Here is a 22,202-nt window from a genome sequence, read left to right as displayed (position 1 = left end):
ACGATCAGGCCGCCCGCAGCGCCGGCGGCGCCGTCTGCTCGAGGATGCGCGCGAGCACGTCGACCGCCGTGACCCCGGCGAACTCGGCCTCCGTGTCCAGGATCAGGCGGTGCGCGAGCACCGGCTGGGCCAGCTCCTTGACGTCGTCCGGGATGACGTACTCGCGGCCCGACGCGGCCGCCCACACCTTGGCCGTGCGGACGAGCGCGAGCCCGCCGCGGACGCTCGCGCCGATCGCCGTCTGGGCGTCGTCGCGCGTGGCCTCCGTCAGCCGAGCCACGTAGTCGAGCACGACCTCGTCGATGTGCACGGTCTGCGCCAGGTCCGCCATCGTGCCGACCGCCTGCGTGGTGATGCGGGGCGTCAGAACCGTGGTCCGGTCCTTCGCACCCGCGAGGATCTCGATGGTCGAGGCGCGGTCGGGATAGCCCAGCGACGTCTTGATGAGGAAGCGGTCCAGCTGCGCCTCGGGCAGCCGGTAGGTGCCGGCCTGCTCGATCGGGTTCTGCGTCGCGATCACCATGAACGGGCGACCCACGGGGTGCGTCACGCCGTCCACCGTGATGTTGCCCTCCTCCATGACCTCGAGGAGCGCGGCCTGCGTCTTCGGCGAGGCGCGGTTGATCTCGTCGGCGAGCACCACGGACGCGAAGATCGGCCCCGGGTGGAACTCGAAGCGGTGCGTGCTCTGGTCGTAGATGGTCACGCCCGTCACGTCGGACGGCAGCAGGTCGGGCGTGAACTGGATCCGGTGGTGGCTGCCCTGAACCGTGGCGGCGAGCGCCTTGGCCAGCGACGTCTTGCCGGTGCCGGGCGCGTCCTCGAGCAGGAGGTGGCCCTCCGCGACCATCGCCGTGAGTGCGAGACGCACGGACTGCTCCTTGCCGAGGAGCGCGAGACCGACGTTGGCGACCAGCGCGTCGAAGGTCTCGGCGAACCAGATGCTCTGCTCGGGGGTCATGTGGTGGTGCTCCTCGGGAGGTCGGTCAGGTGGTGGTGGTGTCGTGGGTTGGTCACGGTGTGGGTGGTGGCGCCGGAGCGGGGTAGACGAAGTCGACCGAGTCGCTCGGGCCCGAGCCGCGCCCGTTGCTCGCGGAGACGGTGGCGGTCACCTTGTCGCCGGGAACCGGTGGGTTGAGCCAGTCGCTCAGACGCCGCTCCACCGACGTTCCGCGGGTGTCCTCACACCCGGAGTCCTGGCCGTTCACCTTCCAGCACACGGAGTACTTGTCGATGCCGATGCCGCCGTCGTCCGCGGGCGCGTCCCAGGTGACGGTGAGTCTCTTCGGCACAGTCGCGCTGTCCGGCACGACGGCGAGGCCCTGGACCGCACTCGGCGGCTGGCCCCACACGACGTCGATCGACGCGGCGTTCGACGTCGATCCGACGCTCGTGCTCGCTGTCACGGTGGCGGTTGCCTGAGTTCCCCGGAACTGCCAGTCCCAGCCGGTGACGTCGACGACCGCGGTCGTGCCGGAGAACGACCCGGACACGGGTCCGTGGCGGTCGCTCCTGAGCTCCCAGGTGTACTGCAGGTTCTGCCCGCCGCCGTCGTTGCCCACGTTGCCTCGGGTGATCGTGATCTGCGTGGGCCGACCGCCGTTGCCGTTCGCCGTCACGGCGAGCGAGACGGGCGGCGCGTCCGGCGGCGTCGTCGCGACCGCCGAGGCCACCGCGCTCCACTCGCTCGATCCCGCGTCGTTGACCGTGCGGACCTGGTACGCGTACGTGCTCCCGCCGCGCAGGTTGGTGTCGGTGAACGACGTCGAACCGCCGACGTCCCGCTCGGATCCGTCGGGAAGCTTGACCACGTACGAGCGGATCGACGTGCCGTTGCCGTCGGCGCCGGACCAGCGCACCTGGATGCGGCCCTGACCGGCGTCTGCACTGGCGCTCACGGAGGTCGGCGCGCTCGGCAGCCCGTACGTCGACGCCTCCGTGACCGTCGGCGCGGACCACCCGGGGGCCTTGTTCCTCGCCCGGACCTGGAACCGGTACGCCGGGCCGTTCGCGGCGTCGGTGAACGCGTAGCCGGTGGACGCGGCGTCCAGCGCCACCGTCCGGCCGTTCGGCCCGTTGGAGATCACGAGCTCGTAGCCGGCGACGCGGTCACCGTTGCCGTTGGGCTCGGCCCAGCTGACGTTGATCTGCCCACCGAGCGGCGTGTTGACCCGCTGGGCCACGAGGTCGGTCGGCGCGGCCGGGACGCCGGCCGGCACCTCGGGCTGCGACGAGTCCGACCACGCGCTCGGCTCCGGCGCCCGGTTCTGCGCCCGCACGCGCACCGTGTACGCGGTCCCGTTCTTCAGGCCGGGGAACGTGTAGCTGGTGGTCGTCGACGTGACGGACGCCGGCCCGGTCACGGGCGCCGGCGAGATCTCGAGCGTGTAGCTGGTCACCGGTGAGCCGCTGGACACCGGCGGGTCCCAGGTCGCGCGCACGCTGCCGTCGCCGAAGGCGAGCACAGGCGGCGACGGCTGGTTCGGCACCGCGTCGGGGCGTGCGGTCGCCGACGGCGGGCTCTGCTCCGACCAGTCGACGTCGTTCTGTGCCGCGACCGTGAACGTGTACTCGGTGTCGTTGGTCAGGTTGTCGATCGTGCAGGTGGTGCTGGCGCACGAGCGCACGATGTTGCCCGGGTTCGCGACGACGCGGTAGCCCGTGATGGGCGCCCCGCGGTTGTCGGGCGCGTCCCACGACAGGACGACCGTCCGGTCCCGGACCTCGCCGATGCGCGGGGCGGTGGGCGTGGCGGGCTTGCCGCGGACCGTGACGGTGATGCGGCCCTCGACCTCGCGGTCCGGGTCGCCCGTCACGTCGCGGACGCGGAACCGGGTGACCATCTGGCCGATGAACCCGGCGGCGGGGCGAACGCTCACCGTGCTGGTGGTCGCGCTCGCGGTGCCCGCGCCCGGCGTCTCGACCGTCGCCCCGACGACCGTCAGCGGCGAGTCGGGGAACGGGTTGAAGGCGTCGTCCAGCACGCTCACCGTGGTCTGCTGGCCCTCGACGCCGTTCTCGATCACCCGGTCGTTGACGACGGCCGTGCGGCGGGTGCTCGCGATGACGCGCAGGTCGATGGTCGCGGGGAGCGAGCCCGTGCGCCCGTACCCGATCCGCAGCTCGAGCTTGTCGGTGCGGCCCTTGGGCGTGGTCTCGTCGGCCGCGATCCGCAGGAAGCCGTCGTCGTCGATGCCGCCCGTGAACCCGGCGGGCACGGCGGCCGTGAGCTGGTAGCTGTAGCGGTCCTCCGCGGGCGTCGCGCCCTCGGGGCCGGTGGTGAACGACCGCAGGTCGACGGGGATCGGGTCCTCGCCAGGCGCGACGTCGATCACCGACGGCGTGAACGTCGGCGGGTGGTCGTCGACCGCGAACACCGTGATCTGCAGGGTGATCAGCGAGGTGCGCGCCGACGTGTCCCCCGCACTGGAGGCGTCGGTCACCGGCACGGTGATCGAGGCGGGCCCGGCATAGCCGGCCTCCGAGCGGAACTGCAGGGTCTCCTTGTCCTTGACGGGGTCGGTGCCGTCCGACTTCGTCGCCGTCACGCCGAGCGGGTCCGCGACCGACGCTGTGCGTCCGGGCGCGACCTGCACCTGCTCCGACAGGGGGATGACGAGCTGCTCCCCCGAGGCCACGCGCAGCTCCGGCGCCTTCGGGCGCGGGATGGGGCGGAAGAAGCCCAGCGCGGGGACCGTGATGAACGCGTACGCGGTCGCCGTACCGTCCGTCGACGTCCGGTTGCTGAGCTGGTAGGCCAGCGTCTGCGCGTGGTCGACGAGCGTGACCACCACCTTGCCGGACGAGTCCACCCGCGCGACCTCCGCGAGGGCGGCGGGCACCGAGACGCTGAGGTCGCTGAGCGGCCCGCTCGGGTTCTGCGCGACAGCCAGCACGTCGACCGAGACCTCGGTCCGGCCGATGGTGTCGATCGCCGGCACGACGACGTCGCGGGCGATCGGGGCGAGCACGGGTGCGTCGTCGGCGACCGTCACCGTGAGGACCCCGGTGTCGTGGCCGCCGCGGTCGTTCGAGACGGTGTAGGCGATCTGGAGGACCCCGGGCTGGTCGGGTGCGTGCACGACGATGCGCCGGCCGTCCACCTTGGCATCCGTGCCGTCGGGCATGTCGAGCTCCGGGGCGAGGGTGAGCTCGCCGCCGCTCGAGTCGATGTCGTTGGCCAGCACCCGGACCTCGACCCGCTGGCCGGGCTTGACGGTGACCTCGTCGTCGCGGGCGACCACGGGGGCAGCGCCGGTCGGTCGCGGGCCGATGCCGACCCGGATCTCGGCGACCGCACGCTGACCCACCCAGTCCTCGACGGCGTAGGTGAAGGTGTCCGTGCCGAGCTCGCCGGGCAGCGCCTGGTACTCGATCCAGTCCGGACCGGTGGCGGTCACCCGGCCGTGCGCCGGGGCCGAGGCCTGCCCGAGCAAGGTCACGCCGTCGCCGTCGGGGTCGATGCCCACCAGCGGGACGGGGATCCGCACGGTGTCGCCCTCGTAGACGCGCGCGAGGAGGTTCTTCGGCCGCGGGGGCGCCTTGGTGCTCGCGTCGGAGGCGTGCACGCGCACCGTGACGGTCGCCGCCGTGACGTTGCCGGTCGCGTCCTGGACGGCGAACGTCGCGTGTGCCGTGATCGCGTCGTCGGGAGCCTGGTAGCGCAGCACGTCGCCCGAGACGAACAGCAGGCCCTCCCCGTCGCCCAGCGGCTCGGCGAGCTCCGCCACCAGGGTCAGGCGGTCGCCGTCGGGGTCGTACGCGGTGTCCAGCACGGGGATCGTGACGACGCCGCCGGTGCGCACGCTCACCTCGACGTTCTCCACGACGGGCGGCTGGGACGTCGCCGACGGCGGCACGGGCTGCACGACGATCTCGCCGACCGCCGACGCCTGCCCGTTGGACACCGTGTAGCTCAGGGCGACGGGGCCGTCGAGCGTGCGCTCGGAGCGGATCTGCACCAGGTGGTGGTCGAGCACCGCCACCTTGAGCCCGGTGCCCTCGGGGACCTCGACGGACTGCAGGACGAGGACCTTGCCCTCCGCGTCCGAGTCGTTCTCGAGCGGGTCGATCGTGACCTCGCCGCCCGGCGGGAGGTAGGCCTTGTCCCGCACGGCGACCGGGGGCACGGGGGTGTCGGGCCACTCGAGCACGTCGACGCGCGCGAGACCCGTCGCCTGCTGCGGCGGCGCGGCGACGAGGAACGGGACGTAGTAGGTGCCCGCACGAGCGGCGCTGAACGTGAAGGTGCCGCCCTGCAGGTCGCTCGTGATCGTGGCGCCCACCACCTCGTCGACCCCGGCGAGGCGCGGTGGCTCGCTGGAGGAGCTGCGCACGGCCGTGAGCGGGTTGAGCGTGACGGCCTGGCCGACGTAGGTGACGGCGAAGACCGGGTCGATCTGCGGCGCGAGCGAGCCGGCCGGCCGCACGTCGACGTCGAGTGTCCCCTCGGTGGTCGTGGTCCCGTCCGAGACCTCGACGGTCACCTGGGTCCGGCCCAGTGACGCCCCGTCGGCGTTGAACGTCAGCGTGCCGTCCTGGCGGAACCGCACGGACCCCGCGGCCGGGTCGGCCGTGGCGCCGACGAGCAGGAGGTCGTCGCCGTCCGGGTCGACGAAGTCGGCCAGCACCTGGTGGTCGGACTGGCCACCCTGCTCGACGCGCATCGAGCCGGTACGCACCTGGCGAGGTGGTTCGTCCTCGCCGATGCCCCGGACCGTCAGGCGCACGTGCGCCGTCGGCGGCGCCGACGTACCGCGGCCGTCCGTGATCGTGTACGTGAACTCACCGCTGCCCGTCGCACCGGCGGCGACGGAGACCTGCAGCGCGCGGCCGCCGTAGATCGCCTCGACCCGGCCGAACTGCTCGGGCAGCTGCTCGAACTGCGAGATCGCGAGGATGCCGCAGTCGGACGAGGAGTCGTTGTCGATGACCGGCAGGATGGTCGTGCGACCGGGCCGCACGCCGAACTCGTCGTCCGCCGCCGTGGGCGACGCCGACTCGGCCGAGCACTCGGTGACGAGGTCCTGGGTCGTGTCCGAGGTCTCGGTCTCCTCCTGCGCCTCGTCGGGCTGCTCCTCCGGGACGACGTCCGTCCAGTTGGGCACCCGCAGCTTCGTGTCCTCGAGCGGCAGCCACAGCCGTCCGCGCAACGTGTCGTTGAGGACGACCATCTGCCGGTTGACCCGGAAGGTCAGCACGTCGGCGCTGGACATGTCCTCGAGGTCGCGGACGTCGGCCTTCGCGCCGTCGCACAGCTGGATGTACGACCCGATCGGTGACGCCCACGCGGCGTGCGCGCAGGACCCGACCTGGACCGGCTGCGCCGGCTTCCCGGACCCGGTGGTCTTGTGCTCGACCACCCGGCCGCCGTCGAGCGGCACCTCGAGCAGGGCGTCGCGGCTCGAGACGAGGACTCGCGACGACGCGGGCCCAGGCTGCTGGAGCGTGAGGTCCTCGCCCTTCACCTCGACAGAGCCGTGCAGCGTGCGGACCGTGCTGCCCGAGAGCGTGACGGGCTCGTCGCCGACCGCGGTGATCTGGTCGACAGCACCGTCGCCGACGGACCCGGACTCGCTCACCTGCGGCGACCCGGACCCCATCTCGACGCGCGTGACGGCGCCGCCCTGGGGCGCGACGCCGAAGGCCGTCCCGCTCCGGGCGACCACGGCGCGGCCGCCGTCGCCCAGCTCGATCTCCGGCGTGTCCGTCTCGGTGCGGAGCGAGTCCAGGTCGTCGATGGTGCGCACCCAGACGTTGCCGTCCCCGTCGTACAGCGCGACCGTGCCCGCGGCCATCGACGGTGTCGTGCCGGGTGCCGCGACCTGCGTGGTGGTCGCGACGGTGGCCGGGTCGACGACTGAGAGGTTGCCGGACTCGGCCAGCAGCACGTCGCCGGCGTCCTGGAGCACGTCGAACGACTTTCCCTGCGCGACGAGCCCGCCGTTGAGCTCCTCGACCTGCGCGTTGAACCGCCCGAGCTGCGACTGGCTGGTCGCCGTCAGCCAGACGGCGCCGTCGTTGAGGTCGAGGCGCGCCAGCGGGAAGCCCTGGTTGAGCAGCGCGAGGACGAGCACGAGCACCGGGACGGTGACGACCGCTGCGGCCGTCGTGACGCGCGAGCGCACCCTCATGACGCGCACCCCTCGAGGGGCGTGGTCGACGCGCGACGGTCGGCGCGCACGATAGACACCTCGATGCAGACCTCGCCCGTGGCGTCGGCCGCGGGGACCGTCGCCGTGGGCTGAGCGACGAGGGTCAGCTGCGGCTCGCCGGTGGCCTGGCGCACCCCCCAGAGGTATTGGTCGCCCTGCTCCGGGTCGGGGTTCTCCCAGGTGAACACGACCGAGCCGTCCGCCTGCCGCGTCCCGAGCAGCGAGTGCGGCGACGGGACCGCCTCACCGATGCTGGTGGACACGGGCGCCTGGCTGAAGTCCGAGGTGGACGTCGGTGCGACGTCGGGCGAGTCGTCGCGGCCGAGCGTGACGGCACCGATGGTGATGACCGCGCCCAGCACCACGAGGCCCGACACGATGCCCGCGACGAGCCTGCCGCGCCTCCGCTGCTGCGCCTCGGGCTCGGCCTCGGCGACCTCGTCGGGCGCGACGAAGACGGGACCCGGGCGGGCGGACATCGCCGGCGCGACCGTGGTAACGCCCCGCAGCCGCGTCGGCTCGTCGCCGCCGGGTGCGGGCTCGGCAGCCTCGGGCGCGACGGTGACGATGGAGCGGAGCCGGGTGGCGTCCTCCTGCCCGGTCGGTGCCTGCGGCGGCACCTCGAGCGCGGGGACGCCGTCGGGCTCGTCCGTGAGGTCCAGCGGGGTGATCGGGAGGCGGAGGTCGGCCTCGACCTGCTGGAGGGCGCGCGCCACGGCAGCGGCGGACTCGAACCGGCGCGCCGGGTGCTTGGCCATGGCGCGCTCGAGCAGGTCCTGCAGCCCCCACGGCACGTCGTCGCGGCCCGTCGGCGGCAGCGGGGACCGCTCGATGCGCGCGACCAGCTGCTGCGCGGTGTTCTCGCCGCCGGGCACCTCGAACGGGGTGCGCCCCGCGAGCAGGGAGTAGATCGTCGCGGCGAGCGAGTACACGTCCGAGCGCTCGTCACCGGTCGGGTGCTCTCCGAGGAGCTCGGGCGGCGACCACGGGATCGACATGCCGACGGTGGCGCCCGCACCGTGCCCGGTCGTCGCGGCGATGCCGAAGTCGGTCAGCGCGGGCCACCCGAAGTCGGTGGTGAGCACGTTCGCGGGCTTGATGTCGCGGTGCAGGATGCCGGCCCGGTGCGCGGTCTCGACCGCCGACGCGAGGCGGACGCCGATGCGCAGCGCCTCGGCGACGGAGATCCGCTCCTGCCGGTACCGCTCGGCCAGGCCCGGCCGCGAGCAGTACTCCATGACGAGGAACGGGCGCCCGTCGGCAGCGATCGCCGCGTGGTAGATCGTCACGATCGAGGGGTGGTGCGACAGCTGGGCCATGAGGTTGGCCTCCTGCTGGAACCGCGACCGCACCTCGTCGTCCAGGCTCCCGGCCAGCAGGACCTTGACCGCCACCTCGCGCCGCGGGAGCTCCTGCTGGTACAGGAAGACGTCCGCGAAGCCGCCGAGGCCGAGCACCCGGAGGTGCTCGTAGCCCGGCAGGCGAGGCGGGGTCGATGCTTCGCGGCGTGCGGTCACGAACCCCGCTCCACCGAGAACGTCACGCCGTCGCCCAGGTCGACGATCTCGTCGAGACCCACGACGCTGGGCTCACCGGGGTGCAGGCGTCGCGCGCCCTCCCCGGGACGCGCCACGTGGACGCCGTTCGTCGAGTCGAGGTCGGTGACCACCACGTGGTCCCCCTCGACCCGGACCTCGGCGTGCGTGCGCGAGATGTCCTGCTGCGGGCTCGGCACGGTGATCAGGCGCGGCAGCTCACGGTTGGTGACCCGCGCGACCTGCGGCGCGCGACCCAGCAGCACCGCGCGGTCGAGCGGCACGACGAGGCCGGTCGAGAGCACCAGACGGGCCGCCGTCTGCACCGGCGCAGGCACCCGGAACGGCCCGGGAACCTCGTCGGACGCCCACGACGGGAGCTGCTCGCGGATCTCCGCCAGGTCCGTCGACAGGATCGTCAGGCCGTCGTGGTCGTCCAGCGACGCGCCGGCGACCGGGACGGGCGCACCGGGTGCCGCCGGCGCCTCGGCGACGTCCGCGGGAGACTCCTCTGCCGAGGGCCACGCGAGGAACGACTCCGCGGCGGCGATCACGCTCGTCGGGTCGGTGTTCTCGTCGAGGACGTCGATCTCGTCCGGAGCGTCCTGCGACGGGTGCTCCTCGACCGGCACGAGCACGACGGTCGTCGGCTCGTCCCAGACGACGTCGTCGGCGACCTCCGCGTCCGGCTGCTGGCCGACGGACTCGTCCGGTGCCTCGTCGTCGACACTCTGCTCCGCGACGTCGACGACTTCGGACACCTGCTCGACCGACTGCTCGTCGGCACTCCCCGCAGGCTCGTCCGAACCGGCCTCGACCTGCTCCTCGTCGACGAGCGCCGGCCCGGCCTCGGCGGCTGCCGGCGGCACGGGGACGTCCTCGCGCGCGGTCAGGGACACGCTCACGCGCGACGCCTGCACGACGCCGTCGGCCAGGGGAAGGCTCGCCGAGCTGCTCCCCGGCCCGTCCACCTGCACGGCGACGTCGGACACGCCGTCGAGCACGCGCTCGGTCCACGTGCTGACCTCGCCGGAACGCCAGACGTCCCGGCGGCCGCCCACCTCGACCACGACCTCGACGTCGCCGCGCAGAGCGGCGTGGACGCGCTGGCCGTCGACGGACACCACGGCGAACGGCGGAAGGCCACCGAACCCGTCGCGGGCCAGGAGGGCGAGCGCGGAGAAGACACCCTCGCCGGTGTCCTGCCAGAGCGAGCGGACCGTCGAGGCGGCCGTCGTCGGCCCCAGCAGCGCCACGAAGCCGGGACGGACCACGGCGGTCCAGCCGCCGGCGGAGTACTCGGGCACGCTCATGACGGCATCTCCTCGTTCGGTGTGCTCGCGCCGCGGGCGCCGGGGTCGGTCGTGGTCAGCGACCGGCGCGGGACCGTCGCGCCGTTGAGCATCTCGTCCCACAGGTGCGGACCGAGCTCCGCGCCGCTGCGCGGGACGGTGATGTGCACGTCGTCGTGCGCGCCCGATGCGGTGGCGACGTCGACGACCACGGCGCTCACGTTGTCCCGGGCGCCGTGGTCGAGCGCCAGCCGGACCAGCTCGGCCGCGGCGTCCTGCGGGTCGGCCGTGCCGGCCAGCACGCGCGCGAGCACGTCGTCGTCGAGCTCGCGCGTCAGGCCGTCGGTGCAGATCAGGAGGCGGTCGTGCAGGCCGGCGGGCAGCAGCCAGTACTCCGGCTCGGGCGGGTCGCCGGTGCCCAGGGCCCGCGTGAGGACGTGCCGGTCGGGGTGCGTCGCCGCCTCGCCTCGGTCGATCTCCCCCAGGTCCAGGAGCTCCTGGACCACCGAGTGGTCGACGCTGACCTGCTCGAGCTCGTCGCCCGACCACAGGTAGACGCGCGAGTCCCCGACGTTGAAGACGAGCCAGTAGGAGCCACCGTCGTGCTCGGTGACGGCCACCCCGGCGACGGTGGTGCCGCCCTGGCGTCCGCCGGTGAACTCGGTGCGGATGCGCGCGGCGGTGCGGTCGAAGCACGCGTGCACGTCGTCGGCGGTCGCCGCCGCCTGCCCCGCGAGCTGGGCGAACTCCTCGACGGCGATCCTGCTGGCCAGGTCGCCCGCGTCGTGGCCGCCCATGCCGTCCGCGACGAGGAACACGGGCGGGTACGCCAGCAGGGCGTCCTCGTTGACCTCACGGACCAGGCCGCGATCGGTCGCCGACCCCCACGACGTACGCACGCGACCCCCTCGTCCTTGTGGCCCCGGCGGGTGCCTCGTTCAGATCATCGGCGCACATCGTGCCTTACGTGAGCGCTGCGTACACAACCGGACCGACCCGTGATCAGATCCCGAGCTGGAAGACTCCCCAATAGGCGAGGACGATCAGCAGGATGACCGAGCCGACGACCCCCGCCCACAGGACGGAGGTCCGCACGATGCCGGGCGCGGGGTGCCCGCCGGCGAGGCGCACGCGGCGGCAGCGGCGCAGCAGGAGGACCCCGACGACGACGACCGCGATGCCGAGCACCCGCACCGCGACCCAGCCGCCCTGCACCACGACGTCGTTCCGCTGGTAGTCGAGCGCCAGCCGCGCCACCGAGACGATGTACCAGACCAGCGCCACCACCGTGAGGAGCGCGCCCAGCCCGAGCGCGACGAGCAGCGGCAGCACCCCTCGTGCGAACCGGGGACCCGGTACGGTCACGGCCGCCCCGCCCCGGCGCCGGACCCGGTCTGTCGTCTCCTCCACGCCACGCGCGACGAGCACCGCCAGGGGGCCCAGCAGGATGAGGGCCACGGCGGCCACCGCGAGGGCGACGACCAGGTCTCCGTCGCCGAACCACCGGGGCTCCGGGACGCGAGCGGCGACGTACGTCTGCACCGGTTGGGCGCCGGCGATCCGCGGCGACGCGTCGGCGGTCGCCGGCTGCCCCAGCACCCATCCCGACAGGTCGCGCAGGAAGTCGGCGTCGACCTCGCCGTCCACGCGGATGCCGTGGTTGGCGCCCTCGTAGTACCGCACCGTCACGTCGCCGTTGCCCGCGATCGCGGTGTCCCGCAGCACCTGCTCGGCGCCCTGGATCGTCGGCATCGAGGCGTCGCCCGTGCCGTACACGACGAAGACCGGCTGACTCATCTGCCGCTGGTACGGCGTCACGTCGAAGTCGGCGTACTCGAACCCGCCGCCGGGCAGCGACATGCCGACGGCCCGCGGGATGGCCCGGAACACCCCGTGGGGCACGCCGGTGTTCCGCAGGTAGGAGTCGACCGCGAACGCGGCCTGCTCCCGCGGCGGCACCACCGGCGAGGACACCAGGACCACGAAGGCGATCGACGGGTCCTGCGCGGCCATGACCGGCGCGATCCACCCGCCCTCGCTCTCGGCGTAGATCCCGACGCGGTCCGGGTCGACCCCCTCGCGGGACTGGAGCAGCGCGACCGACGCGTCGTAGTCCGCCGCCATCAGCGGGTAGTCGCGGTGCCGGGTCGTGTAGGTGTCCAGCCGCTTGTTGGGCACCATCGCGACGATGCCCGACGCGGCGAGCTCGTGGGCCTGCTGGAGGAACGCGGTGTCGTACCGGCCGGTCCCGGCGCCGTGCACGAACACCACACCGGGCAGCGGACCCTCCGCGCCGACCGGCTCGCTGATCTGGGCGTCGACCGTGGTCCCGTCGAGCTGCACGGTGACCACCGACGTGCGGACCTGGTACCTCGGCACCGGCGCGGCCGACCCGATCGCGGTCGACGTCGTCTCCACGGTCAGCGGGTCGGCGAGCGGGACCGGGTCCCACTGCGGGCCCATGACCGCCCCGAGCACGGCGAGCAGCACCACACCCAGCGCGGTGCTCGCCGCGACGCGGTACCACCCCCCGACGTGCCGGTCCACGTCCGTCTCCGCGCGCGTCCCCGCGCGCTCACCCTTCCTCAGCATGCTCAGAAGCCCAGCTTTCCGAGCTGCTTGGGGTCGCGCTGCCAGTCCTTGGCCACCTTGACGTGCAGGTCGAGGTACACGCGCGCCCCGAGCAGGGCCTCGATGCCGCGCCGGGCCTGGCTGCCGACGTCGCGCAGCCGGGCGCCGCCCTTGCCGATGATGATGGCCTTCTGGCTGTCCCGCTCGACGAACAGGTGGACGCGCACGTCGAGCATCGGCACGCCGTTCGCCGCCGGCTCGTCGCGTGCCATGATCTCGTCGACGACCACAGCGAGCGAGTGCGGCAGCTCGTCGCGGACGCCCTCGAGGGCCGCCTCGCGGACCAGCTCGGCGACCATCACGGCCTCGGGCTCGTCGGTGAGCTCGCCCTCCGCGTACAGCGGCGTCCCCTCGGGCAGGTGGCCGATCAGCACGTTCTCCAGCACGTCGACGTTGTAGCCGGAGGTCGCGGAGACGGGCACGATGTCGGCCCACTCCCCCAGCGCCTGCACGGCCATGAGGTGCTCGGCGAGCTTCCCCTTGCCCACGAGGTCGGCCTTGGTGACCACCGCGACCACGGGCGTTCCGCGGCCGTCGCGCGCCAGCTCCGTCATCTGCTCGGCGATGAACCGGTCGCCCGGGCCCACCCGCTGGTCGGCCGGGAGGCAGAACCCGACCACGTCGACCTCGGTGAGCGTGTCCTTGACCAGCGCGTTGAGCCGCTCGCCCAGCAGCGTGCGCGGCCGGTGCAGCCCGGGGGTGTCGACGAGGATCAGCTGCGCGTCCTGCCGGTGCACGATCCCGCGGACGGTGTGCCGCGTCGTCTGCGGGCGCCCCGACGTGATGGCGACCTTCTGGCCGACGAGCGCGTTGGTCAGCGTCGACTTGCCGGCGTTGGGCCGCCCGACGAAGCAGGCGAACCCGGACCGGAACGTGGGGAAGGTGGTCATCGGGTAGCTCCGTGGTTCTCGGTGGGGACGGGGGTGTCGGCGTCGACCACGCTGACCAGGACGGTGGCGAGGCGCCGGCGACGACCCTCGACGCGTTCGGCCACGAGGTGCAGCCCGTGGATGTCGCCGGCGGAGCCGGGCAGCGGCACCTTGCCGAGCGCCTTGGCCAGCAGCCCGCCCGCGGTGTCGACGTCCTCGTCGTCCACCTCGAGGTCGAACAGCTCGCCGAGCTCGTCGCGGCCGAGGCGCGCGGGCACCCGGAACACCCCGTCCCCGAGGTCCTCGACCACGGGCGCGGTGGGGTCGTGCTCGTCGGTCAGCTCGCCGACGATCTCCTCGAGCGCGTCCTCGATGGTGACCAGCCCGGCGATGCCGCCGTACTCGTCGACCACGATGGCCATGTGCGACGTGCCGTCCTGCAGCTCGCGCAGCAGGTCGTCCACGGGCTTCGACTCCGGCACGAACACCGCCGGCCGCGCCAGCGAGGAGGCCGGCGCGTCGAGCATCGCCTCCTGCTCCCGGCGGTCTGAGCGCCCGGCCGGAGCGATCGGCAGCCGCCCGACGACGTCCTTGAGGTAGAGCACGCCGCGCAGGTCGTCCACGGACTCGCCGACGAGCGGGACCCGCGAGTACCCCGACCGCAGCAGCAGCGCGAGCGCCTTGCGCAAGGTCGTGTCCGCCCGCGCCGTCACCATGTCGGTGCGCGGGACCATGACCTCGCGGGTCAGGGTGTCGCCGAGCTCGAGCACGGAGCGGAACATCTCACGCTCCTCGTCCTCGATCACGTCCGACTCGCTCACGCGCTGGACCATCTCCCGCAGCTCGTCCTCGTCCTCGGCCGCCGACCCCGCCCCGGGCCGACCGACGGCGCCGAGCCCGCCGGCGACCGCGGTCACCGCCACGAGCACGCGCGAGAGCCGGGTGACGGTCGCGAGGGGGTGCTTCCGGCCGATGGTGCGCGGGCTCGCGCGCACCAGCAGGAACGCGACGAGCCCGCAGATGGCGAGCGCGACCAGCAGGACGGCCCACCACACCAGACCTGTCGACGCGACGGTCACCGTGATGCACACCGTCGCCGTCATCTCGGCGAGCAGCCGCACGAACGCCGCCGCCGAGGCCACCCGCGCGGGGTGCTCGGTGAGGGCGCGGACGCGTCCGGCCGCCGGGTCACGCTCGGCGAGCAGCTCGGCCACCGCGGATCGCGAGATGCGCACGACGGCCACCTCGCCGGCGGACAGGGCCGCAGCGGTGGCGATGCCCAGGACGGCGACGACGACGAGCAGCGCGACGGGGATGTCCGTCATCGCGACGCCAGGAACGTCAGCAGCAGCCGACGCTGGAGGGCGAACATCTCCTTCTCCTCCTCCGGCTCTGCGTGGTCGTAGCCGAGCAGGTGCAGGATCCCGTGCGTGGTGAGGAGCAGCAGCTCCTCCGCGGTCGAGTGGCCCGCCGTGCGCGCCTGCTGCGCCGCGACCTCCGGGCACAGGACGACGTCGCCCAGCAGGCCGGCAGGCGTGGGGTCGCCCTCCCGGCCCGGCCGCAGCTCGTCCATGGGGAACGACAGCACGTCGGTGGGGCCGGGCTCGTCCATCCACTTCACGTGCAGGTCCGTCATCACGTCGGTGCCCACCAGCAGGATCGACACGTCCGTCTGCGGGTGCACGTGCATCTCGTCCAGCACGTAGCGGGCAAGCGCGGCGAACTCCGCCTCGTCGGCGTCGTAACCGGACTCGTTGTTGACCTCGACGCTCATGGCCGCCTCAGCTCCTGTCCCAGCGCGCGTACGCGTCGATGATCTCGCTGACCAAGCGGTGCCGGACCACGTCCGACGACGTCAGGCGGCAGAACGCGACGTCGTCGACGCCCGTGAGGATCTGCTCGACCACGCGCAGGCCCGACGTCTGCGCCGCGGGCAGGTCCACCTGCGTGATGTCGCCGGTGACCACGACCTTCGACCCGAAGCCGAGCCGGGTGAGGAACATCTTCATCTGCTCGACCGACGTGTTCTGGGCCTCGTCGAGGATGATGAACGCGTCGTTCAGCGTGCGCCCACGCATGTACGCCAGCGGCGCCACCTCGATGGTGCCCGCCTCCATGAGCCGCGGGATCGACTCGGCGTCGACCATGTCGTGCAGCGCGTCGTACAGCGGCCGCAGGTAGGGGTCGATCTTGTCCGACAGGCTGCCGGGCAGGAACCCGAGCCGCTCGCCCGCCTCGACCGCGGGGCGCGTGAGCACGATGCGGTGCACCTTGCGGTCCTGCAGCGCCTGCACCGCCTTGGCCATGGCCAGATACGTCTTGCCCGTGCCCGCGGGCCCGATGCCGAACGTCACGGTGTGCCGGTCGATCGCGTCGACGTAGTCCTTCTGGCCCGACGTCTTGGCGCGGATGGTGCGGCCGCGGCCCGTGAGGATGTTGAACGAGAGGACGTCCGCGGGGCGCGCGGCCGAGGCCGCCGTGAGCATCGCGACGGACCGGGTCACCACGTCGGGGGTCAGCGGTGTGCCTCCCGCCGCCATCTCGACCAGCTCGTCGATCAGCCGCGACACGAGGGCCACGTCGCCGACCGGGCCGGCGAGGGTCACCTCGTTGCCGCGGACGTGGATGTCGACGCCGGTGAACCCGGACTCGATGGTGCGGAGCACCTCGTCCCGCAGGCCGAGCAGCTCGACCATCGAGACGTCGGACGGCACGCTGATGCGGTGCTCGACGCGCGCCGGTGCCCCGGAGGACCGCGCTGCGGATGTGGACTCGGCCATGTGCTCGGCGTGCGCCGTGCGCTCCTTAGGTGAGTGGTGGGTGTGCCGGTCAGGCACGGGTGTCCCAGGCAGACGTCGACAGTCTACGAGGCGCCACCGACGGAGCGGTCAGGCCCAGCGCCCCAGCCGCTCGGCCAGCAGAGCGAGGGCGACCGGGCCCGCGGTCGACGTCCGCAGCACGTGCGGTCCGAGCCGGACCGCCCGCGCCCCTGCCTCCACGAGGCGTCCGAGCTCGCTGTCCCCGATCCCGCCCTCCGGGCCGACCACGACGAGGCACTCGCCGGCGTCCGGCAGGGCCGTCGACGCGATGGCGTCCGTCGCGTCCTCGTGCAGCACCAGCGCGACCCCGCCCCCCGCGACGACCGTGCGGACCCGCTCGGCCAGGCCGCGGCCGTCGAGCGCGAGCTCGACGTCGGGTACGCGGGCGCGCCGCGACTGCTTCGCCGCCGCTCGCACGGTCCCCAGCCAGCGCGCCCGGCTCTTCGCGGCCCGGTCGCCGCGCCAGACGACGATCGAGCGCTCGGCCTGCCACGGCACCACCGCGTCGACGCCCACCTCGGTGGCCGCCTCGATCGCCATCTCGTCGCGGTCGCCCTTGGCCAGCGCCTGCACGAGCACGAGGGCGACGTCGGCCGCCGGCTCGACCACGCGCTGCTGGACCTGCACGAGCACACCGTCGGGCGTGACGGAGCCGACGATCCCGACGAGGCGCACGCCCGCGCCGTCGACGACGTCCACCCGCTCACCGGCGACCCGGCGCTGCACGACCCCGGCGTGGCGCCCCTCGGCGCCACCCAGCAGGTACGTGCCGCCGTCGGCGACGGCGTCGAGCGATCCGGGCTCGGCCAGGAAGACGGGCGCGCTCATGACGCGGTTGGCGCCGTCATGCTCAGCGGCCCGAGAGCTTGTCGCGCAGCTTGGCGAAGACGCCGGTGTTCGACGCGGCGAGCCGTGCCTCCGGACGCTCCTCGCCCCGCAGGGCCGCCAGCCGGCGCAGCAGCTCGGCCTGCTCGTCGTCCATCGCGGTCGGCACCTGCACCTCGACGTGGACGTGCAGGTCGCCGCGCCCGGCCGCGTGGAGGTGTCCGACGCCGAGGCCCTTGATCGTGACGACCTGGGCGGGCTGCGTGCCCGGTCGCAGGTCGACCTCGCGCGCGCCGTCCAGGGTGTCGAGCGTGAGAACCGTGCCCAGGGCCGCCGCGGTCATCGGGACCTCGAGCGTCGCGTGCAGGTCGTCGCCGCGCCGCACGAACGTGTCGTTCTTGCGCTCGCGCACCTCGAGGTAGACGTCACCGGCGGGACCGCCGGCGGGCCCGACCTCACCCTGGCCGGTCAGCTTGATCCGCGTACCGGTGTCGACGCCCGCGGGCACGTCCACGCTGAGCGTGCGGCGCGACCGGACGCGGCCCTCGCCCGAGCACTCGGTGCACGGCTCGGGGATGACGGTGCCGAAGCCGTGGCACGCGGCGCACGGCTGCGTCGTCATGACCTGCCCGAGGAAGGACCGCGCGACACGCTGGACCGAGCCCCGACCGCCGCACACCTCGCAGGTGCGCGGCGACGTGCCGGGCCGACAGCACGAGCCGCTGCACGTCGGGCAGACGACCGCGGTGTCCACCGGCACGTCCTTGTGGACGCCGAACGTGACGTCCGCGAGGTCCAGGTCGAGCCGCACGAGCGCGTCCTGCCCGCGCCGGGCGCGCGGGATCGGTCCCCGCTGCGCCGCGGCGCCGGTCGCGGCGCCGAAGAACGTCTCGAAGATGTCCTGGAAGCCGAACCCGCCGCCCATGCCGCCGCCGGGCGAGGACGGGTCGCCGCCGAGGTCGTACGCGCGGCGCTTCTCCGGGTTGCCGAGGACGTCGTACGCGCGCGACACGTCCTTGAACGTGTCCTCGGAGCCGGCGTCCGCGCCCGCGACGTCGGGGTGGTGCTCGCGCGCGAGCTTGCGGTACGCCTTCTTGATCTGCTCGGGGCTGGCGTCACGCGGGACGCCGAGGACCTCGTAGTAGTCGGTCACGAGAGGGGGTGCTCACTTCCAGCTGTCGTGGACAGGTGCGTGCAGGTCATCGGGCGGGTCTTCGGGCGGGTCACGGTGCCGGTCATTGCGCGAGGATGCGGGTCAGGTAGCGCGCCACGGCGCGGACCGCCGACATGGTGCCGGGGTAGTCCATCCGCAGCGGGCCGATCGAGCCGACCCGCGCCACCGAGCCGCCACCCTCGTCGCCGTACCCGGTGGTCACGAAGCTCGTCTCGAACAGCCCGTCGTGCTGGTTCTCCCGGCCGATGCGCACGGACACCGTCGCCGAGTCCTCGGCCATCTCGGAGAGCAGCCGCAGGAGCACGACCTGCTCCTCCAGCGCCTCCAGGACCGGGCCGATCGACCGGACGTCGGTCCCGCCGACGCGGGCGAGGTTCGCGGTGCCGGCGAGCACGACGCGCTCCTCGCTCTCCTGCGCCAGGGTCTCCTCGACCACCGCGATGACGGCCTCGACGAGCGCCTGGTCGGCGGGCGCGAACGCGTCCGTGAGCTCGCCGAGCGCCACCGGGAGCTCGGACAGGCGCCGGCCGGCCGCGCTGACGTTCAGGCGGGACCGCAGGCGCGCGACCACGGACTCGTCGAGGTCGGACGCGAGCTCCAACGTGCGCTGCTCGACCCGCCCGGTGTCCGTGATGAGCACGACCAGCAGGTGGCGCGCCCCGACGGGCACGAGCTCGACGTGCCGCAGCGCCGAGCGCCGCAGCGACGGGTACTGCACGACCGCGACCTGCTGCGTCAGCTGCGCGATCAGGCGCACCGCCCGGTCCACGACGTCGTCCAGGTCCTGCGCGCTCTCGAGGAACGCGCCGATGGCACGCCGCTCGGGGCTCGACAGCGGCTTGACGGTGGAGAGGCGGTCGACGAAGAGCCGGTACCCCTTGTCCGTCGGCACACGACCCGCCGACGTGTGCGGCTGGGCGATGTAGCCGCCCTCCTCGAGCGCGGCCATGTCATTGCGGATCGTGGCCGGCGAGACGCCGAGCGAGTGCCGCTCCACCAGCGCGCGCGAGCCCACGGGCTCCTTGGTGGCGACGTAGTCCTCGACGATCGCCCGCAGCACGTCCAGCCGTCGGTCCTCGCTCATGTCGCCTCCTTCGTCGTCGCGCCGCCATGGTCCCAGCGGGTAGCACTCCGCGCACGGGAGTGCCAATGCTACGCCGCGGAGCCGACACCCACGGGGCGGCCGCTGCGCGCCTCGACCGCACCGCTCGCGCCCGCACCTAGGCTGCCCGGGTGAACGACGACCGCTACGGCTCGGACGTGCTCGGGGGCTCCGCCTCGACGCACCACCGGCCCGCCCGCACCAGCCGCCCGCAGCCCGCCGAGACCGGCCTGGTCGTCGAGGAGGTCACCACGGGATGGGTCGGCGCCGTCGTCCGGGTCGAGAAGTCGGGCGGCCAGCACGTGGTCGTGCTCGAGGACCGGCGCGGCCGCACCCGCACCTTCCCGCTGGGCCGGGGCTTCTGGCTCGACGGCGAGCCGGTGGCGCTGACGGCCCCGGTCCGCGCTGCCGCGCCCGTGCGCCCCACCCGCACCGCGTCGGGCTCGGTCGCGGTGCACGACGCCCGCGCCCGCGTCGCCCGCGGCAGCCGGATCTGGGTCGAGGGCAAGCACGACGCGGAGCTGGTGGAGAAGGTCTGGGGTGACGACCTGCGGCTGGAGGGTGTCGTGGTCGAGCTCCTCGACGGCGTCGACAACCTCGCGGACGCCCTCCGCGACTTCTCCCCGGGACCGGGCCGCCGCGTCGGCGTCCTCGTCGACCACCTCGTCGCCGGGTCGAAGGAGAGCCGGATCGCGGCCGAGGCGGTCCGGGGGACGCCCGCCGGCTCCGTGCTCGTCCTCGGCCACCCCTACGTCGACGTGTGGCAGGCCGTCCGCCCCGAGCGCTTGGGGCTGTCCGCGTGGCCGGTCATCGAGCGCGGCACGGAGTGGAAGCACGGCATCCTGCGGGAGCTGGGCTGGCCCGCCGACGAGCAGGCCGACGTCGCCCGCGCCTGGCAGCGCATCCTGCGCTCCGTGGGCAGCTACGCCGACCTCGAGCCGAGCCTCCTGGGTCGCGTGGAGGAGCTCATCGACTTCGTCACGGCGTGACCGTGCCCGGCCACTCTCGCGGGTGGCCGGGCACCGTCTGTCGGGTCAGGCGGCGATCGGGTCGCCCAGCAACCGCTTGAACAGGAACGCCGTCGCGACGAGCACCACGGGCACCGCCACGAGCAGCCCGATGCCGCACAAGATCGCGCCGGCGAACAGGATCACCAGGCTGAGCAGGTAGAACAGGATCGTCGTCGACAGGTTCGCGGTGATGAGCTGGTAGCTCGCCTTGATCGCGTCGACGGGCGTCAGGTGCTTGTCGATCACGAACCAGAACGTGAACAGCAGCAGGAAGTTCACGACGAGAGACACCAGCCCGCCGAAGAACGGGATGAGGTTGAGCACCACGCCGATCGCTGTGAGCAGCAGCGCGGTGAGGACGATCGGTCCGGCGTCGACGAACTTGAAGAAGTCGCCGAAGGACAGCTCGCGGCCCTCGGTCACGGTCAGCGCAGCCCGGATGAACGCGGCCTGGATGAGGTAGCCGATGAGCGCGACCGCGGCGTAGAACACGATCAGCCCGAACGACAGTCCGATGCCCATGCCGCTGCCCATCCCGCGGCCGTTCGGGTCGAACAGCGAGGCGAAGCCGCCGAAGATCAGCGCCACGACCGTGAACACGACGGCCGCGACGACGAACCACACGAGCGCCGCCCCGATGAACAGGCCGCCGTGGCTCGTGAACTTCCGCCACCCGTAGGAGAAGGACTCGCCGATGGGCGACGCCTGGACCGGGGGGCCGTAGCCGCCGGCCGGCGGCGGGTACGCGCCCGGGGGTGCCTGACCGTAGACAGGCGCCGCAGGTGGATAGGCGCCCGGAGCCGGCTGACCGTAGGGCGAGCCCTGGGGCGGGTATCCCCCGGCGGGCGGCTGGCCGTAGCCCGGCGCCGGAGGGGGCGGATAGGCGCCGGCGGGCGGCTGGCCGTAGCCGGACGGGGGCGGCGGCGGGTATGCCCCGGCGGGCGGCTGGCCGTAGGACGGCGGAGCAGGCGGCGCAGGCGGAGCGACGGGCGGGGCGGGTGGTGCGACGGGCGGGGCGGGTGGTGCCGGAGGAACAGCCGGCGGGGCGGGCTCGGGTGCCGGAGGAGCTGCGGGCGGCGCGGGCTCGGGCTCGGGAGCCGGCGGTACGGGGGCGGCCTTCTCGACGGGGTCGGGTGCCGCGGGCGGTTCGGCCGGCGTCTCGGGAACGACCGGTTCAGCGGGCTTCGCGGGGTCGTCGTCACGCGGCGGGGTACCGCCGGGGTTCTCGCTCATGCGTGGCCTCCCTGGTCACAGGGCGGTCGTCGCCCACGCCAGCGAACCGAAGGCGGCGGTCGCATGTCAAGGAACCGCGCTTTCCGGGCATGTCGGAACGGAGGACGTCACGACCCGCCCGTCGGTAGGCTGCGCGGTGCCGTCACGATGACGACCCCTGACGAGGAGCGAGCCACGATGTCGTACGAGCACCACGAGACCCCGCCGCCGCACGGCGCGGACCAGACGCGCTCGCTGGGCATGCTCGCGCACCTCGGCGGGATCCTCGCGTACTTCTGGGTCGGCTGGCTGGCCGCGCTGGTGATCTGGCTGGTCAACCGGGAGAAGGGTGGCGGCGCCGCGGACGAGGCACGGGTCGCGCTCAACTTCCAGCTGACGGTCCTCGTCGGCTTGGTCGTCTGCGCGATCGTGCGGGCGATCCCGGTGATCGGGGTCGTCGGCTGGCTCGGATTCATCGCGCTGGGCATCATCAGCCTCGTCGTGAGCATCCTCGCGGCGCTCGCCGTCCAGCGCGGCGGCTCCTACCGGTACCCGTTCAGCCTCGAGCTGGTGCGCTGA

General features: G+C 73.5%; 16 protein-coding genes. 2 read left to right on the top strand and 14 right to left on the bottom strand.

What is annotated here, in order from left to right:
• Nucleotides 1–4 precede the first annotated feature (4 nt).
• The 13 genes from ACXJKA_RS12255 to hrcA form a co-directional block, all read right to left on the bottom strand.
• Entirely contained in the window at nucleotides 5–961 is a 957-nt protein-coding gene (locus ACXJKA_RS12255) for an AAA family ATPase (RefSeq protein ID WP_456825482.1), read from the bottom strand.
• Nucleotides 962–1,013: 52 nt separating this feature from the next.
• On the bottom strand, nucleotides 1,014–7,133 hold the full coding sequence (locus tag ACXJKA_RS12250) for an Ig-like domain-containing protein (protein ID WP_456825481.1): 6,120 nt from the start codon (nucleotides 7,131–7,133) through the stop codon (nucleotides 1,014–1,016).
• Nucleotides 7,130–8,671 (bottom strand): serine/threonine-protein kinase, encoded by a 1,542-nt coding sequence (locus tag ACXJKA_RS12245; protein WP_456825480.1) that lies wholly within the window; start codon nucleotides 8,669–8,671, stop codon nucleotides 7,130–7,132. Before ACXJKA_RS12245 ends, ACXJKA_RS12250 begins: the two co-directional genes overlap by 4 nt.
• Nucleotides 8,668–10,002: an FHA domain-containing protein gene (locus ACXJKA_RS12240; RefSeq protein WP_456825479.1), complete on the bottom strand. Its 1,335-nt coding sequence runs from the start codon at nucleotides 10,000–10,002 to the stop codon at nucleotides 8,668–8,670. The genes ACXJKA_RS12245 and ACXJKA_RS12240 overlap by 4 nt, the downstream gene beginning before the upstream one ends.
• Nucleotides 9,999–10,880, bottom strand: coding sequence for a PP2C family protein-serine/threonine phosphatase (locus ACXJKA_RS12235; protein WP_456825478.1), 882 nt, complete (start codon nucleotides 10,878–10,880; stop codon nucleotides 9,999–10,001). Before ACXJKA_RS12235 ends, ACXJKA_RS12240 begins: the two co-directional genes overlap by 4 nt.
• A gap of 103 nt (nucleotides 10,881–10,983) precedes the next feature.
• Nucleotides 10,984–12,573 (bottom strand): alpha/beta hydrolase family protein, encoded by a 1,590-nt coding sequence (locus tag ACXJKA_RS12230; protein WP_456825477.1) that lies wholly within the window; start codon nucleotides 12,571–12,573, stop codon nucleotides 10,984–10,986.
• Between the two features lie 2 nt (nucleotides 12,574–12,575).
• Nucleotides 12,576–13,502 (bottom strand): GTPase Era, encoded by a 927-nt coding sequence (gene era / locus ACXJKA_RS12225; protein ID WP_456825476.1) that lies wholly within the window; start codon nucleotides 13,500–13,502, stop codon nucleotides 12,576–12,578.
• Nucleotides 13,499–14,806, bottom strand: a complete 1,308-nt coding sequence (locus ACXJKA_RS12220) for a hemolysin family protein (RefSeq protein ID WP_456825475.1) — start codon at nucleotides 14,804–14,806, stop codon at nucleotides 13,499–13,501. Before ACXJKA_RS12220 ends, era begins: the two co-directional genes overlap by 4 nt.
• Complete coding sequence (gene ybeY / locus ACXJKA_RS12215; RefSeq protein WP_456825474.1) at nucleotides 14,803–15,255, bottom strand: rRNA maturation RNase YbeY; 453 nt, start codon at nucleotides 15,253–15,255, stop codon at nucleotides 14,803–14,805. Before ybeY ends, ACXJKA_RS12220 begins: the two co-directional genes overlap by 4 nt.
• 7 nt (nucleotides 15,256–15,262) lie before the next feature.
• Nucleotides 15,263–16,261, bottom strand: coding sequence for a PhoH family protein (locus tag ACXJKA_RS12210; RefSeq protein WP_456825473.1), 999 nt, complete (start codon nucleotides 16,259–16,261; stop codon nucleotides 15,263–15,265).
• 108 nt (nucleotides 16,262–16,369) lie between these two features.
• Complete coding sequence (locus ACXJKA_RS12205; protein ID WP_456825472.1) at nucleotides 16,370–17,128, bottom strand: 16S rRNA (uracil(1498)-N(3))-methyltransferase; 759 nt, start codon at nucleotides 17,126–17,128, stop codon at nucleotides 16,370–16,372.
• A 22-nt stretch (nucleotides 17,129–17,150) separates the two neighbouring features.
• A complete protein-coding gene (dnaJ, locus tag ACXJKA_RS12200) occupies nucleotides 17,151–18,278 on the bottom strand; it encodes a molecular chaperone DnaJ (RefSeq protein ID WP_456825471.1) in 1,128 nt (375 codons plus the stop codon).
• Between the two features lie 82 nt (nucleotides 18,279–18,360).
• A complete protein-coding gene (gene hrcA / locus ACXJKA_RS12195) occupies nucleotides 18,361–19,383 on the bottom strand; it encodes a heat-inducible transcriptional repressor HrcA (protein WP_456825470.1) in 1,023 nt (340 codons plus the stop codon).
• A 149-nt stretch (nucleotides 19,384–19,532) separates the two neighbouring features.
• On the opposite strand from hrcA, the gene ACXJKA_RS12190 reads away from it, so the two are divergent.
• Complete coding sequence (locus tag ACXJKA_RS12190) at nucleotides 19,533–20,390, top strand: DUF3097 domain-containing protein (protein ID WP_456825469.1); 858 nt, start codon at nucleotides 19,533–19,535, stop codon at nucleotides 20,388–20,390.
• A gap of 45 nt (nucleotides 20,391–20,435) precedes the next feature.
• Here ACXJKA_RS12190 and ACXJKA_RS12185 read toward each other — a convergent pair whose 3' ends face one another.
• Entirely contained in the window at nucleotides 20,436–21,644 is a 1,209-nt protein-coding gene (locus ACXJKA_RS12185; protein ID WP_456825468.1) for a hypothetical protein, read from the bottom strand.
• A 147-nt stretch (nucleotides 21,645–21,791) separates the two neighbouring features.
• Between ACXJKA_RS12185 and ACXJKA_RS12180 the strand changes: the two genes are divergently transcribed.
• Nucleotides 21,792–22,202: a DUF4870 domain-containing protein gene (locus tag ACXJKA_RS12180; RefSeq protein WP_456825467.1), complete on the top strand. Its 411-nt coding sequence runs from the start codon at nucleotides 21,792–21,794 to the stop codon at nucleotides 22,200–22,202.

The sequence above is a fragment of the Cellulomonas sp. P5_E12 genome (genome assembly GCF_054049315.1).
The sequence above is the reverse complement of the archived record's forward strand: the minus strand, read 5'-3'. Positions and strand labels throughout refer to the sequence as shown.

Bases quoted from the DNA above. Each gene is read 5' to 3' on its own strand.
- ACXJKA_RS12250 (WP_456825481.1), bottom strand. From the start codon at position 7,133: ATGAGGGTGCGCTCGCGCGTCACGACGGCCGCAGCGGTCGTCACCGTC.
- era (WP_456825476.1), bottom strand. From the start codon at position 13,502: ATGACCACCTTCCCCACGTTCCGGTCCGGGTTCGCCTGCTTCGTCGGG.
- ACXJKA_RS12180 (WP_456825467.1), top strand. From the start codon at position 21,792: ATGACGACCCCTGACGAGGAGCGAGCCACGATGTCGTACGAGCACCAC.
- hrcA (WP_456825470.1), bottom strand. From the start codon at position 19,383: ATGAGCGAGGACCGACGGCTGGACGTGCTGCGGGCGATCGTCGAGGAC.
- ACXJKA_RS12185 (WP_456825468.1), bottom strand. From the start codon at position 21,644: ATGAGCGAGAACCCCGGCGGTACCCCGCCGCGTGACGACGACCCCGCG.
- ACXJKA_RS12210 (WP_456825473.1), bottom strand. From the start codon at position 16,261: ATGGCCGAGTCCACATCCGCAGCGCGGTCCTCCGGGGCACCGGCGCGC.
- ybeY (WP_456825474.1), bottom strand. From the start codon at position 15,255: ATGAGCGTCGAGGTCAACAACGAGTCCGGTTACGACGCCGACGAGGCG.
- ACXJKA_RS12205 (WP_456825472.1), bottom strand. From the start codon at position 17,128: ATGAGCGCGCCCGTCTTCCTGGCCGAGCCCGGATCGCTCGACGCCGTC.
- ACXJKA_RS12240 (WP_456825479.1), bottom strand. From the start codon at position 10,002: ATGAGCGTGCCCGAGTACTCCGCCGGCGGCTGGACCGCCGTGGTCCGT.
- ACXJKA_RS12255 (WP_456825482.1), bottom strand. From the start codon at position 961: ATGACCCCCGAGCAGAGCATCTGGTTCGCCGAGACCTTCGACGCGCTG.
- ACXJKA_RS12220 (WP_456825475.1), bottom strand. From the start codon at position 14,806: ATGACGGACATCCCCGTCGCGCTGCTCGTCGTCGTCGCCGTCCTGGGC.
- ACXJKA_RS12230 (WP_456825477.1), bottom strand. From the start codon at position 12,573: ATGCTGAGGAAGGGTGAGCGCGCGGGGACGCGCGCGGAGACGGACGTG.